This window comes from Streptomyces sp. JJ38, assembly GCF_019303475.1.
GTDB lineage: Bacteria > Actinomycetota > Actinomycetes > Streptomycetales > Streptomycetaceae > Streptomyces.
The window spans coordinates 62,672-75,386 of record NZ_JABLSI010000011.1; the positions used below are offsets into that span (position 1 = coordinate 62,672).

At 73.7% G+C, this 12,715-nt stretch carries 11 protein-coding genes; 4 read left to right on the forward strand and 7 right to left on the reverse strand.

The window, feature by feature from the left end; all coding sequences use genetic code 11:
• Positions 1–75: 75 nt before the first annotated feature.
• Entirely contained in the window at positions 76–1,263 is a 1,188-nt protein-coding gene (locus HPT28_RS07890; protein ID WP_219090238.1) for a PLP-dependent aminotransferase family protein, read from the forward strand.
• Between the two features lie 102 nt (positions 1,264–1,365).
• On the opposite strand, the gene HPT28_RS07895 is transcribed toward HPT28_RS07890, so the two are convergent.
• Together HPT28_RS07895 and HPT28_RS07900 are read right to left on the reverse strand one after the other, a co-directional pair.
• Complete coding sequence (locus HPT28_RS07895; RefSeq protein ID WP_219090239.1) at positions 1,366–2,460, reverse strand: nitronate monooxygenase family protein; 1,095 nt, start codon at positions 2,458–2,460, stop codon at positions 1,366–1,368.
• Positions 2,457–3,092: a flavodoxin family protein gene (locus HPT28_RS07900; RefSeq protein WP_219090240.1), complete on the reverse strand. Its 636-nt coding sequence runs from the start codon at positions 3,090–3,092 to the stop codon at positions 2,457–2,459. The genes HPT28_RS07895 and HPT28_RS07900 overlap by 4 nt, the downstream gene beginning before the upstream one ends.
• Positions 3,093–3,224: 132 nt before the next feature.
• Between HPT28_RS07900 and HPT28_RS07905 the strand changes: the two genes are divergently transcribed.
• Together HPT28_RS07905 and HPT28_RS07910 are read left to right on the forward strand one after the other, a co-directional pair.
• Positions 3,225–3,818 carry a TetR/AcrR family transcriptional regulator gene (locus HPT28_RS07905; RefSeq protein ID WP_219090241.1) on the forward strand — a complete coding sequence of 198 codons (594 nt, stop codon included), beginning with the start codon at positions 3,225–3,227 and terminating at the stop codon, positions 3,816–3,818.
• A 218-nt stretch (positions 3,819–4,036) separates the two neighbouring features.
• Complete coding sequence (locus HPT28_RS07910) at positions 4,037–6,058, forward strand: NHL repeat-containing protein (protein WP_257578227.1); 2,022 nt, start codon at positions 4,037–4,039, stop codon at positions 6,056–6,058.
• 231 nt (positions 6,059–6,289) lie between these two features.
• On the opposite strand, the gene HPT28_RS07915 is transcribed toward HPT28_RS07910, so the two are convergent.
• From HPT28_RS07915 to HPT28_RS07930, 4 genes are all read right to left on the reverse strand, one after another.
• Positions 6,290–7,405, reverse strand: a complete 1,116-nt coding sequence (locus tag HPT28_RS07915; RefSeq protein ID WP_219090242.1) for a GuaB3 family IMP dehydrogenase-related protein — start codon at positions 7,403–7,405, stop codon at positions 6,290–6,292.
• A 107-nt stretch (positions 7,406–7,512) separates the two neighbouring features.
• Complete coding sequence (gene guaB, locus HPT28_RS07920; protein WP_219090243.1) at positions 7,513–9,018, reverse strand: IMP dehydrogenase; 1,506 nt, start codon at positions 9,016–9,018, stop codon at positions 7,513–7,515.
• A 116-nt stretch (positions 9,019–9,134) separates the two neighbouring features.
• The gene (locus tag HPT28_RS07925) at positions 9,135–9,743 is read right to left on the reverse strand and encodes a sigma-70 family RNA polymerase sigma factor (protein WP_257578228.1); all 609 of its coding nucleotides are present in this window, start codon (positions 9,741–9,743) and stop codon (positions 9,135–9,137) included.
• A 304-nt stretch (positions 9,744–10,047) separates the two neighbouring features.
• Complete coding sequence (locus tag HPT28_RS07930) at positions 10,048–10,659, reverse strand: response regulator transcription factor (RefSeq protein ID WP_028426699.1); 612 nt, start codon at positions 10,657–10,659, stop codon at positions 10,048–10,050.
• Positions 10,660–11,204: 545 nt separating this feature from the next.
• Here HPT28_RS07930 and HPT28_RS07935 point away from each other — a divergent pair.
• A complete protein-coding gene (locus tag HPT28_RS07935; RefSeq protein ID WP_219090245.1) occupies positions 11,205–11,558 on the forward strand; it encodes a WhiB family transcriptional regulator in 354 nt (117 codons plus the stop codon).
• Positions 11,559–11,733: 175 nt separating this feature from the next.
• On the opposite strand, the gene HPT28_RS07940 is transcribed toward HPT28_RS07935, so the two are convergent.
• Entirely contained in the window at positions 11,734–12,663 is a 930-nt protein-coding gene (locus HPT28_RS07940) for a LysR family transcriptional regulator (protein ID WP_219090246.1), read from the reverse strand.
• Between the last annotated feature and the right edge of the window lie 52 nt (positions 12,664–12,715).

Consider the following 12,715-nt stretch of genomic DNA (forward strand, 5'->3'; position numbering starts at 1 on the left):
CAACCAGCCCCAGATTCAGGGGAATTGAGCATTCAACTGGCTGGACAGCACAGCCCGTCTCCATATGCTGGCGGCATGTCGCCTGCCGTCCCGCCGCCCGCAGTCGCCTCCCGGCTCGCCAACGTCGCCTCCTCCCCCGTCCGGGACCTCCTCGCGCTCACCGCACGCCCCGAGGTCATCTCCTTCGCCGGAGGGCTGCCCGCCCCGGAACTGTTCGACGTCGACGGCCTCCGGGCCGCCTTCGACCGCGTTCTCACCGAACAGCCCCGCCGCGCCCTCCAGTACTCCACCTCCGAGGGCGACGCCGACCTGCGCGAGGTCATAGCCGGGCGCCTCACCGCCCGCGCGCTGCCCACCGGCGCGGACGAGATCGTGGTCACGACGGGCTCCCAGCAGGCCCTGAACGTCGTCACCACCGCCACCCTCGAACCCGGTGACGTCGTCCTCGTCGAAGACCCGTGTTACGTGGCCGCCCTCCAGACCTTCGACTTCGCCGAGGCCCGCGTCGTCCCCGTCCCCACCGACGACGACGGCATCATCCCCGAGGCGCTGGAGGAGATCGCCGCCCGCGAGCCGGCCAGGCTGCTCTACCTCGTCCCCACCTTCTCGAACCCCACCGGACGCACGCTCCCCGCCGCGCGCCGCACCGCCGTCGCCGAGACCGCCGCCCGGCACGGCCTCTGGATCGTCGAGGACGACCCCTACGGCGAACTCCGCTACGACGGCGAGCCGGTGCCCTGGATCGCCGCCTCCCCGGCCGCGTCCGACCGCGTCATCCTCCTCGGCTCCTTCTCCAAGCTCATGGCCCCCGGACTGCGCCTGGGCTATCTCCGCGCCCCCGCTCCGCTGCGCCAGCCCTGCGTCATCGCCAAGCAGGCGGCCGACCTCCACACCTCCACCGTCGACCAGGCCGTGGCCGCCCGCTATCTGCGCGACAACGACCTGGACGCGCACGTCCGGACCGTCCGCGACGCCTACCGGGCCCGCCGCGACGCCCTCCTCGACGGACTGCCCGCCGCGCTCCCGGCGGGCAGCCGGTGGAACCGGCCCGCTGGCGGCATGTTCGTGTGGGCGACCCTGCCCGATGACCGCGACGCCGCCGAACTCCTGCACACCGCGATCGAGTACGAGGTCGCCTACGTGCCCGGCGCCCCGTTCTTCACCGGCCCGCCCGACCCGAGCGCCCTGCGCCTGTCCTTCACCACCCACTCCCCCGAGGAGATCGAGGAGGGCCTCCGCCGCCTGGCCAAGGCCCTCTCCTGACACCCGTCGACCCTTCCTCCCCCGCCCGGTGTCCGGCCATGGGCCGCCGCCTCGTCCAGGGCTGGCGCGGGTGAGGCCGGGCCAGCCCTGGACGCCCAGGCGCTACAGCGGACGCCCCAGGGCTTCCCCGGCCTCCCGCACGAGGCGGTCCAGATACGCCGCCGCACCACCGCCGGTGGCCAGCGCCGCGGCCTGTCCCGCCCACAGGCTCATGAGCTCCGGCCGCCCGCGCTCCGCCGCCGCCCGTCGCAGTGGCTGCATGAGTTCGCTCTGCACCGGGTAAGCGGGAACCGCGTCCTCGGCGTCGGCCAGTTCCCGCACGACGCGGTTGGGGATGCCCCGCGCGTGACGGCCGGAGAACAGCCGTGTGAGCACCGTCGAGCGGGCCTCGGGCGTGCCCAGGAGCCGACGGTGCGCGGCCGCCGCCCCGCCCTCGTCGGTCGCGAGGAAGCCGGTGCCGATCTGGACGGCGCTCGCCCCGAGGGTGAGGGCCGCCGCGACACCGCGTCCGTCGCCGATGCCACCGGCCGCGATCACCGGCAGCGACACGGCGTCGACCACCTGCGGGACCAGGGCCAGCGTGCCGACCAGAGACTCCCGCAGCGGCCTGAGGAACGCACCGCGGTGTCCACCGGCGTCGGCCCCGGAGGCGACGACGACGTCCACCCCGCCGGCCTCCAGCGCCTCGGCCTCCGCCACCGTCGTGGCGGTGCCGATCACGACGGTGCCCTGTCGCCGCGCGCGGTCCACCGCCTCTCTCGGCGGCACGCCCATCACGAAGCTGACCGCCGGCGGCGAGGCGGCCAGCAGGGCGTCGAGCTGCTCGGCGAACCCCGGCACCGGTGGCCCGCTCTCCGGCCCGAGATCCGGTTCGGGTATGCCGAGTTCCCGGTAGTAGGGGCGGAGCCGCTCCAGGTGGCGGGCGGTCTCGGCGGCGGACGGCCGGGTCTCCTCGCCCTCCTGCGGCACCCACAGGTTGACGGCGAAGGGGCCGTCGGTGGCGGCGTGGAGGGCCTTGACGGTGGCGGTGATGTCGTCCGGCGTGAGGATGTGGGCGCCATAGCCGCCCAGCCCCCCGGCGTCCGCGACCGCGGCGGCGAGGGCGACGGTGGACAGCCCGCCCCCGAAGGGCCCCTGCACGATGGGGTACCGCAGCCGCAGTCCTTCCGGGAGCGGCACCGGTCGTGCGGCGGTCACGCGGGCACCCGCTCGGCGAGGGCGGCGCGACCGTGGACGAGCGTGAGCGCGGCGCGGGCGACGCGGGCGCCGAGGTGCTCGGCGGTGCGCAGGTCACCGGGGCGGGGGGCGTCCTCGGGCCCGGCGTCGGACGGTGACTGGGCCATGGCACCGGTGAAGCCGGCGAGCCGGTTGAGGTCGTCGGGCGTCCCGGCGGCCGAGTACTCACCGCCGGGCAGCAGGCCGAGCGGGACCCAGGTCATACCGTGCTGGGCGGCGAAGACGGCGAGGGCCATCAGGGTGTTGTCCTTGTTGCCGTTCACGCCGGCGGAGTTCGTGAAGCCGGCGGCGAGCTTGCCGGACCAGCGTTGCTCCTGCCAGCGGGACGCGGTCGCCTCGGCGAAGCGCTGGAAGACGGCGGAGGTGCTGCCCATGTAGGTGGGCGAGCCGAAGATCACCGCGTCGGCGGTGTCCAGGGAGGCGAGCAGCGCGTCATCAGGGTCGCTCACGTCGTGCCGGAGGGCGGTGACGCCCTCGACCGAAGCGGCTCCGGCTGCGACGGCCTCGGCTTGCCGGGCGGTGTGGCCGTAGCCGCTGTGGTAGGCGACGGCGACCGTGGCCGGGGCGGAAACGGCGGGGACAGGTACGGACATGCTGAAGAAGCTCCCTTGTGAGCGGGTGGCCGGAGCCCGGCGGGGCCCCGGTCAAGAACATAGACGACCGGTCAACTATTTGCCAGCCCGGTTCACCCATCGGGAAAGTTGACCGGCCATATACTGATCTCCATGGGACGAACCAGCACCGCGCGGGAACGGCTCCTGGAGACCGCGGGAGAGCTGCTGCGCGAGCGCGGATACGGCGCCCTGGGCGTGGCGGAGATCTGCGCCCACGCGGAGGTGAAGAAGGGAAGCTTCTACCACTTCTTCGCCTCCAAACAGGAGCTGACCCTGGCCGCGGTGGACGCCACCTGGGAGGACGAGCGCGTGGCCTGGCGGGCCGCGCTGGCCCCCGACGCCGAACTCGCCGAGCAGCTGTCCCGGCTGTTCGACGTCATGCGTGAGGCGCAGGAGGACGCCAAGCGGCGGACGGGCTCGGTGCGCGGTTGCCTGTTCGGCAACCTCGCGCTGGAGCTCAGCGGACGGGAGGCGGAGGTCCGCGAGCGGCTGAACGAGATCTTCGAGGAGCAGGCCGGGCTCGTGGCCGCGGCCCTGGACGCGGACGACCCGGCCGCCGCCCTCCCCACGGCCCGCGCCATCGTGGCCCAGCTGGAGGGCACCGTCCTCCTGGCCAAACTCGCCAACGACCCGGAGCTGCTGCGCGGTCTGCCGAAGCTGGCCCTGCGCCTGTGCGCCGACGGCTCCGCCCCCGCGGGGCGCTGAGGGCCCGGGCGGGCCGGACGGCCGGACGACCCCGGTGCCGCGTGGCGGGGCGGAACACCGGGGCCCGGCCCGCCGAACCGGTGAGGAGTCCGGCGGTTCGAGGCCGAGAGCCGGAGTGCCGCCGTGGTCGCGTGTCAGCCTCGCTACGTCCCGCGCCGGCCGGGCGGAGGAGCGCCCCGGCCGGGGAACCGCTCCGGGACGGAGAGGATCACCTGACCATGCGTCGAAGTGCCGTCGCGCTGCTCGGAGCGCTGCTGGCCACCCTGCCGGCCACCGCCGCCTCGGCCGAACTGAGTGCCACCGGACAGGGCCACCCCGGGAAACTGCTGCAACGCGGGACCGTGAGCACCGGGTCCTCCCCGGTGCCCTTCGCCCGGGTGACCCTGTACCAGGCCGGAGACCACCGAGGCGGTGAGGCGAAGGCGCTGGGACGTGCGGAGAGCGACGCCGAGGGCCGGTTCGCCGTCCGCTACCGGCGTCCGAAGGACGAGGACGCGGTGCTGTACCTCGTCGCGGACGCCGAGCCCGTGCGCGGGAGCGGCGGGGCGCAGGGGCGCACGGGCGGCGAGGGACGCCGTCCCGTCCGGCTGACGTCGGTGCTGCTGCCGGAACCGCAGCCCACCCCGACCGTCGTCAACGAGCGGACGACGGTGGCGACGGCGTACGCCATGGCGCAGTTCGCCGAGGGCTCCGACATCGCCGGGACCCATCCGGGCCTGCAGAACGCGGCGGGCACCTCACACAACCTCGCCGACGTCAAGACCGGGCGGGTCTCGCCGGTGCTCGCGGCACCGCCGAACGGCTCGGAGACCTCGACCCTGCGGGCCTTCAACTCGCTGGCGAACCTCCTCGCCGGGTGCGTGGCGGGCGAGACCTGCGGCGAGCTCTTCCGCCTGGCCCGGCCGACCGGGGGTCAACTCCCCCGGGACACCTTCCAGGCCGCCCTGGACATCGCGCACCACCCCGGGGACGACGTAGCCGGACTCTTCGCCCTGTCCCGCACGCGGCAGCCCTACACCCCCGCGCTCGGCGCGGCCCCGGACGCGTGGACGCTGGCGCTGCGCTACGACGGCAACGGACACGAGCTGGACGGCCCGGGAACCGTCGCGTTCGACGCCGAGGGCAACGCCTGGATCGGGAACAACTACCACTTCGGCCGCGACCCCCGGAGAACGGTGTGCGGGGGCGAGCAGCTCTCGAAGCTGACGCCGACGGGTGAGAGCGCGCAGGGCTCCCCCTTCCGGGGCGGCGGCCTGTACGGCGCGGGGTTCGGCACCGTGGTGGACACCCGCGGCGACGTCTGGGTGGGCAACTTCGGCTTCCAGGGCCGGGGCTGCGACTACGACCAGGACAGACTGAACCACAGTGTCTCCCAGTTCCGACAGGACGGGATGCCGCTGTCCCCGGTCGACGGGTGGCAGCAGGGCGGCATCGACCAGCCGCAGGGCATGGCCTCGGACCGGGCCGGAAACATCTGGGTCGCCAACTGCGGCGGACGCAGCGTCACCCGGATCCCCGACGGTCAGCCGTGGCGCGCCCGGCGCATCGCGCCCGAGGACGGTTCGTTCGTGAAGCCCTTCGACGTCACCGTCGACGCCCGGGGCCGGGCCTGGGCCACGGGGAACCGCACGGACAACGTGCTGCTGATGGCCCCCGACGGCCGCCCCCTGCGGACGATCGAGGGCGGTGGGATCACCGCGCCCATGGGGATCGCCTCCGACAGCCTGGGGAACGTGTGGGTCGCCAACTCCGGTCTGGTCGACCCGCCCTGCGAGGGCACGCGCTGGGACGGTCCGCCCACCGAGGGCGTGGACCCGCGGGACGGTGCGGACGCGGCGTCCGTCACGCTGATCCGGCCCGACGGCTCGACGCCGGAGCAGCCGTTCTCCAACGGCGGTCTGTTCCTGCCCTGGGGCATCGCCGTGGACGGCGACGACACGGTGTGGGTGGCCAACTTCGGCGGGCACCGGGTGGCCCAGCTCTGCGGGGCACGGCGTTCCGCCTGCCCGCCCGGACACCGGACCGGTCAGGCGATCTCCCCGGCCGACACCGGCTACACCAGTGACGGCCTCTCCCGGGTGACGGGCCTTCAGATCGACCCGTCGGGCAACCTCTGGCTGGCGAACAACTGGGAGACGGTGCCGCTGCAGACGAACCCCGGGGGCCATGAGATGGTCGTCTTCGTCGGCCTCGCCGCCCCCGTGCGGGCGCCGCTGCTGGGCGCCCCCCAGCAGCCCTGACGTCACCTCACGTCGCCTGACGTCTCCTCGCCCGCGGGCGGCGTCCGCAAAGGTTCCCGGACGTCCCCGGAGCGCCTTCCGACCACGACGCCACAGCCCCCGGAGCCCTGGGCCCCGGGGGCTGTGCGCCGCGCCGGGTCCGGGCCCGGCGCAGCGGGCCCGGACCCGGTTCGTCCGGCGCGGCGCGGGGCCCGCCCGGCGGCGGTGCGGACGGGCGGGCCCCGGAGGTGTTCAGCGGCTGGGGGCGATGGTGACCTCGACGCGCTGGAACTCCTTGAGGTCCGAGTAGCCGGTGGTGGCCATCGCGCGGCGGAGGGCGCCGAAGAAGTTCATCGAACCGTCGGGGGTGTGGGAGGGCCCGGTGAGGATCTCCTCGGTGGTGCCGACGGTGCCGAGGTGGACCTTCTTGCCCCGCGGCACGTCCTCGTGCACGGCCTCCATGCCCCAGTGGTGGCCCCGGCCCGGGGCGTCGGTGGCGCGGGCGAGGGGGGAGCCCATCATGACGGCGTCGGCGCCGCAGGCGACGGCCTTGGGCAGATCGCCGGACCAGCCGACGCCGCCGTCGGCGATGACGTGGACGTACCGGCCGCCGGACTCGTCGAGGTAGTCCCGGCGGGCGGCGGCGACGTCGGCGACGGCGGTGGCCATCGGGACCTGGATACCGAGCACGTTGCGCGTGGTGTGGGCGGCGCCGCCACCGAAGCCGACGAGGACGCCGGCCGCGCCGGTGCGCATCAGGTGGAGGGCGGCGGTGTAGGTGGCGCAGCCGCCGACGATGACGGGGACGTCGAGCTCGTAGATGAACTGCTTGAGGTTCAGCGGCTCGGCGGCCGAGGAGACGTGCTCGGCGGAGACGGTCGTGCCGCGGATGACGAAGATGTCGACCCCGGCGTCCACGACGGCCTTGGAGAACTGCGCGGTGCGCTGCGGGGAGAGCGCTGCGGCGGTGATGACGCCGGCGTCCCGCACCTCCTTGATCCGGCGGCCGATCAGCTCTTCCTTGATCGGCTCGGCGTAGATCTCCTGGAGGCGGCGGCCCGCGGCCTCCTCGGGGAGTTCGGCGATCTCCGCGAGCAGCGGCTCCGGGTCCTCGTAGCGCGTCCACAGGCCCTCGAGGTTGAGGACGCCGAGGCCGCCGAGCTCGCCGATGCGGATGGCCGTCCGCGGCGAGACGACGGAGTCCATGGGCGCGGAGAGGAAGGGCAGCTCGAAGCGGTAGGCGTCGATCTGCCAGGCGATGGAGACCTCCTTCGGGTCTCGCGTGCGGCGGCTCGGCACGACGGCGATGTCGTCGAAGGCGTATGCCTGGCGCCCGCGCTTGCCGCGCCCGATCTCGATCTCTGTCACTGCTGCTGCCCTTCCCTACGGCTGTGCGGCCCCCAGTATCCCGCACGGGGGCGTGGGGGCCGCATCGCGTCTCGTACGGCGGGCGGCGGAGGCACCCGGGGGGTGGTTCAGCCCCGCGAGTAGTTGGGGGCCTCGACGGTCATCTGGACGTCGTGCGGGTGGCTCTCCTTGAGCCCGGCGGCGGTGATCCGCACGAACCGGCCGTGCTCCTTGAGCTCGGGGACGGTGCGTCCGCCGACGTAGAACATGGACTGGCGCAGCCCGCCGACGAGCTGGTGGACGACGGCGGCGAGGGGGCCGCGGTAGGGCACCTGGCCCTCGACGCCTTCGGGGATCAGCTTGTCGTCGCCGCTGACGTTCTCCTGGAAGTAGCGGTCCTTGGAGAAGGAGCGCTGCTCGCCGCGGGACTGCATGGCACCGAGCGAGCCCATGCCGCGGTAGGACTTGAACTGCTTGCCGTTGATGAACAGCAGCTCGCCCGGGGACTCCTCGCAGCCCGCGAGCAGGCTGCCGAGCATGACCGTGTCGGCGCCGGCGACGAGGGCCTTGGCGATGTCGCCGCTGTACTGGAGGCCGCCGTCGCCGATGACGGGGATGCCGGCCTCGCGGGCGGCGAGCGCGGCCTCGTAGATGGCGGTGACCTGCGGGACGCCGATGCCGGCGACGACGCGGGTGGTGCAGATGGAGCCGGGGCCGACGCCGACCTTGATGCCGTCGCAGCCGGCGTCCACGAGGGCCTTGGCGCCGTCGCGGGTGGCGATGTTGCCGCCGATGACGTCCACTCCGGCGTGGTTGGACTTGATCTTGGCGACCATGTCCCCGACGAGCCGGGAGTGGCCGTGCGCGGTGTCGACGACGACGAAGTCGACGCCGTTCTCGATGAGGGCCTGGGCGCGCTCGTAGGCGTCACCGGCGACGCCGACGGCGGCGCCGACGAGCAGGCGGCCCTCGGCGTCCTTGGCGGCGTTGGGGTACTTCTCGGCCTTGACGAAGTCCTTGACGGTGATGAGGCCCTTGATGCGGCCCTCGTCGTCCACCAGGGGGAGCTTCTCGATCTTGTGGCGGCGCAGCAGCTCCATGGCGTCGGAGCGCGCGATGCCGACCTTCCCGGTGACCAGCGGCATCGGCGTCATGACGTCGCGCACCTCGCGGGTGCGGTCCAGCTCGAAGGCCATGTCGCGGTTGGTGACGATGCCGAGGAGCTTGCCCGCCGCGTCGGTCACGGGGACGCCGCTGATGCGGAACCGGCCGCACAGCTCGTCGGCCTCGCGCAGGGTGGCGTCGGGCCGGATGGTGATGGGGTCGGTGACCATGCCGGACTCGGAGCGCTTGACCCGGTCGACCTGGGCGGCCTGCTCCTCGATGGACAGGTTCCGGTGGAGGACGCCGACGCCGCCCTGCCGCGCCATGGCGATGGCCATGCGCGCCTCGGTGACCTTGTCCATGGCGGCGGACAGCAGCGGGATGTTCACCCGGACGTTGCGGGAGACATGCGAGGCGGTGTCGATGTCCTGGGGGGCCATGTCCGACTCACCGGGCAGCAGCAGGACGTCGTCGTAGGTCAGCCCGAGCCGCGCGAATTTCTCAGGCACTCCGTCGACGTTGTCAGTCATGACACCTTCCCTGGTGGTCTTGCCCGTGCACGTGCCCCCATGCTAACGGCCAATCGGGGGACCCCGTGTTCATGTGAAAGTACGGCTGGATGACGCTGGTCACCCGACTGCCCGGATCACTGCCCGGCGAGGGCGCGCAGCCGGGACAGGGCGCGGTGCTGTGCGACGCGGACGGCCCCCGGGGACATGCCGAGCACCTGGCCCGTCTCCTCGGCGGTGAGGCCGACGGCGACGCGCAGGAGGATGAGCTCGCGCTGGTGCTCCGGGAGGTTGGCGAGGAGTTTCTTGGCCCACTCGGTGTCGCTGCTCAGCAGGGCGCGCTCTTCGGGCCCCAGGCTGTCGTCGGGCTGCTCGGGCATCTCGTCCGAGGGCACGGCCGTCGATCCCGGGTGGCGCATGGCGGCGCGCTGGAGGTCGGCGACCTTGTGCTGGGCGATGGCGACGACGAACGCCTCGAAGGGCTTGCCGGTGTCCCGGTAGCGCGGCAGGGCGCACAGCACGGCGAGGCAGACCTCCTGCGCGAGGTCGTCCACGAAGTGCCGGGCGTCCCCGGGAAGTCTGCTCAGCCTCGTGCGGCAGTAGCGCAGGGCGAGGGGGTGGACGTGGGCCAGGAGGTCGTGGGTGGCTTGTTCGTCCCCCTCGACGGCGCGCCGCACGACGGCTCCGATGCCCGAACCACGGTCCGGGGGCCCGACGGCGGGGCCCGCTGTGGTGTCGTCGCGCATCGGTCCATGGTGCACCGAGCCCGAGGCGTCCGCCGCACCGCGGCCCTGGTTGTGCCCTGAAGCGTTATGTCGGAGTGCGCCCGTGGCCATCCCGCCTGCCCTCCCCCTTTCGGGTTGCTTCGCACCGTGCCGGCCGACTGCCGCCGGCCCGTCTCCGGCGCCGGCCGGAGAGGAGTCACCTACCAAGGATGCGGCATCGCGCGCGTTGGTGCGGAGCCCGGGCGGGGAGGACGGGGACCGGCGGGGGCGGGGCGGACCCGGACGAGCGGGTGGCCGCGCCCCCGGACCACGGTGCGGCGGACGGTCAGCGGACGAGGCCCCAGCGGAAGCCCAGGGCGACGGCGTGGGCGCGGTCGGAGGCGCCCAGCTTCTTGAACAGACGCCGGGCGTGGGTCTTGACGGTGTCCTCGGAGAGGAACAGCTCACGGCCGATCTCGGCGTTGGACCGCCCGTGGCTCATGCCCTCGAGAACCTGGATCTCCCGGGCGGTCAGGGTCGGCGCGGCACCCATCTCCGCGGAGCGCAGCCGCCGCGGGGCGAGCCGCCACGTCGGGTCGGCGAGGGCCTGCGTCACGGTGGCCCGCAGCTCGGCGCGCGAGGCGTCCTTGTGCAGGTAGCCGCGGGCGCCGGCGGCGACGGCGAGGGCGACACCGTCGAGATCCTCCGCGACGGTGAGCATGATGATGCGCGCGCCGGGGTCGGCGGAGAGCAGCCGGCGGACCGTCTCCACACCGCCCAGGCCGGGCATCCTGACGTCCATCAGGACGAGGTCGGAGCGGTCGGCTCCCCAGCGGCGGAGGACTTCCTCGCCGTTGGCCGCCGTCGTCACGCGCTCGACGCCGGGAACGGTCGCGACCGCACGGCGCAGCGCTTCCCGGGCGAGCGGAGAGTCGTCGCAAACGAGGACGGAAGTCATGGCCGCCCCCCGCTGCTGATGCGCATCACCTTGTGCCTCCAGGCTGTTACGAATCGTCACCTGTGCGGTTGATCGCCTTCCGCCCCTCCTTGCGGGGCGTCTCCCCGGCGGCGTGCCGGGGTTCTCGCTGTTCTGCCAACCGCCTCCGCACTCTCAACGACGGTCACCCGAAAGAGTTACGGGCTACTCCACCCGCATCCAGCACTCTACGTGTGGGCGTGAACACCCAGAAGGACGCGCGCGGCACCGGACCGGAGCGCCCTCAGGGCGCACCCCGTCGTGCAGCGCGCCTTGGACCACTGTGCCCTATTTGGGCGCTTTTGCTTCCACTTTGTGGCGTCCGTGGCTAAATTCGCAAAGAGTCATATTTACAGCTACTCACACGACTACTCGATGGATGGACGGTCGGCGGACCGTCCTCCCACCCGACCCACAGAGCGCGGGCACCCGGCGGCCGTTCCGGCCGGCGCCCGGGCCACGGGCCGCCGGAGACCACGCCGACCAGCCCGTCCAGCAGCCACAGCAACGCTCCGAGAGGACGAGCAATGGCAGATTTCTCCCGCCTTCCGGGCCCCAACGCCGACCTGTGGGACTGGCAGCTCCTGGCCGCCTGTCGCGGTGTCGACAGCTCCCTCTTCTTCCACCCGGAAGGGGAACGCGGAGCGGCCCGCAGCGCGCGTGAGGCGGCGGCGAAGGAGGTGTGCATGCGCTGCCCGGTCCGGGCGCAGTGCGCCGCCCACGCACTGTCCGTGCGGGAGCCGTACGGCGTCTGGGGAGGACTCACGGAGGACGAACGCGAGGAGTTGATGGGACGGGCCCGGCACCGCCTGGTGTCGACGAACCGTCCGGCGCCGTCCGCGCAGGCTTCCGAGCAGTCCGAGGCGGCGGCGGGCACCTAGCACCGACCCGAACCGCGGCGAGGCACACCTTCGCAGAAACGTATTTGCGAGGGTGGGCCTCGCTGTGCTTTCCGCCCCGGTGGGCGTGTCGCCTCGGCCGTACGGCGTGTTCCGGGCCAGACCGCCGTCCCCCGTTTGGGTCAGCCGGGCGCGTCGCCCGGGCGGGCCGGGCGCGTCAGCCGGGGGTGGGGGGCTCGGCCGGGCCGCCGGCCGCGACCGACGCGAGGTGCTCCAGCGTGGCGGCCACGACGGGGACGCGGGCGAGATCGGGGAGGGTGAGGGCCACGACCTCCCGCCGCACCTCGGGCGTGACGGCGACCGTGCGGGCACCCCGGGGCCGTACCGATTCCACGGCCAGCTCCGGCAGCACGGCGACGCCGAGCCCGGCGCCCACCAGGCCCACCACGGCGGGGTAGTCGTCCGTCGCGAAGTCGATGCGCGGCGTGAAGCCCGCCGCCTCGCAGACCTCCTCCAGGTGGCGGCGGCAGCGCGGGCACCCGGCGATCCACGGCTCCCCGGCCAACTGGGCGAAGGGGACGGACGGTGCGCCGGCCAGGGAGTGGCCGTCGGGCACGAGCCCCACGAGCCGGTCCGTGAGCAGCGGCCGGACGACGAGGTCGGCCCACTCGGCGGCGTCCGGCGCGGCGGTGTCCGGGTAGCGGAAGGCCAGGGCGACGTCGCACTCCCCCGCCCGCAGCAGCTCGACGGAGCGCGGCGGCTCGGCCTCGACGAGCGACACCCGGGTGCCGGGGTGCTCGGCGCGCAGCGCCGCCACCGCTCCGGGCACCAGCGTGGAACTGGCGCTGGGGAAGGAGACGAGCCGCACGCGTCCGGCACGCAGGCCGGCGATGGCCGCGACCTCCTCCTCGGCGGCGGTGAGCGAGGCGAGGACGGTGGCGCCGTGCCGGACGAGGGCCTCCCCCGCCTCGGTCAGCCGGGTCTCGCGTCCGGCCCGGTAGAGCAGCGGGGTGCCGGCCGACTGCTCCAGCGAACGCATCTGCTGGCTCACGGCGGGCTGCGTGCAGCCCAGCTCCCGGGCCGCGGCGGAGTAGGAGCCCGTCGTGGCGACGGCACGCAGCACCCTCAGGTGGCGGGCTTCGAGCATGACTCAACCATAAGGCCGCCTTTGACATCGCCCACCGGACAGCGGCTCAGCG

What these genes read in the sequence shown, in the direction of transcription:
- HPT28_RS07905 (WP_219090241.1), top strand. Translation starts at nt 3,225, where the DNA reads ATGGGACGAACCAGCACCGCGCGGGAACGGCTCCTGGAGACCGCGGGA.
- HPT28_RS07925 (WP_257578228.1), bottom strand. Translation starts at nt 9,743, where the DNA reads ATGCGCGACGACACCACAGCGGGCCCCGCCGTCGGGCCCCCGGACCGT.
- HPT28_RS07900 (WP_219090240.1), bottom strand. Translation starts at nt 3,092, where the DNA reads ATGTCCGTACCTGTCCCCGCCGTTTCCGCCCCGGCCACGGTCGCCGTC.
- guaB (WP_219090243.1), bottom strand. Translation starts at nt 9,018, where the DNA reads ATGACTGACAACGTCGACGGAGTGCCTGAGAAATTCGCGCGGCTCGGG.
- HPT28_RS07910 (WP_257578227.1), top strand. Translation starts at nt 4,037, where the DNA reads ATGCGTCGAAGTGCCGTCGCGCTGCTCGGAGCGCTGCTGGCCACCCTG.
- HPT28_RS07890 (WP_219090238.1), top strand. Translation starts at nt 76, where the DNA reads ATGTCGCCTGCCGTCCCGCCGCCCGCAGTCGCCTCCCGGCTCGCCAAC.
- HPT28_RS07940 (WP_219090246.1), bottom strand. Translation starts at nt 12,663, where the DNA reads ATGCTCGAAGCCCGCCACCTGAGGGTGCTGCGTGCCGTCGCCACGACG.
- HPT28_RS07935 (WP_219090245.1), top strand. Translation starts at nt 11,205, where the DNA reads ATGGCAGATTTCTCCCGCCTTCCGGGCCCCAACGCCGACCTGTGGGAC.
- HPT28_RS07930 (WP_028426699.1), bottom strand. Translation starts at nt 10,659, where the DNA reads ATGACTTCCGTCCTCGTTTGCGACGACTCTCCGCTCGCCCGGGAAGCG.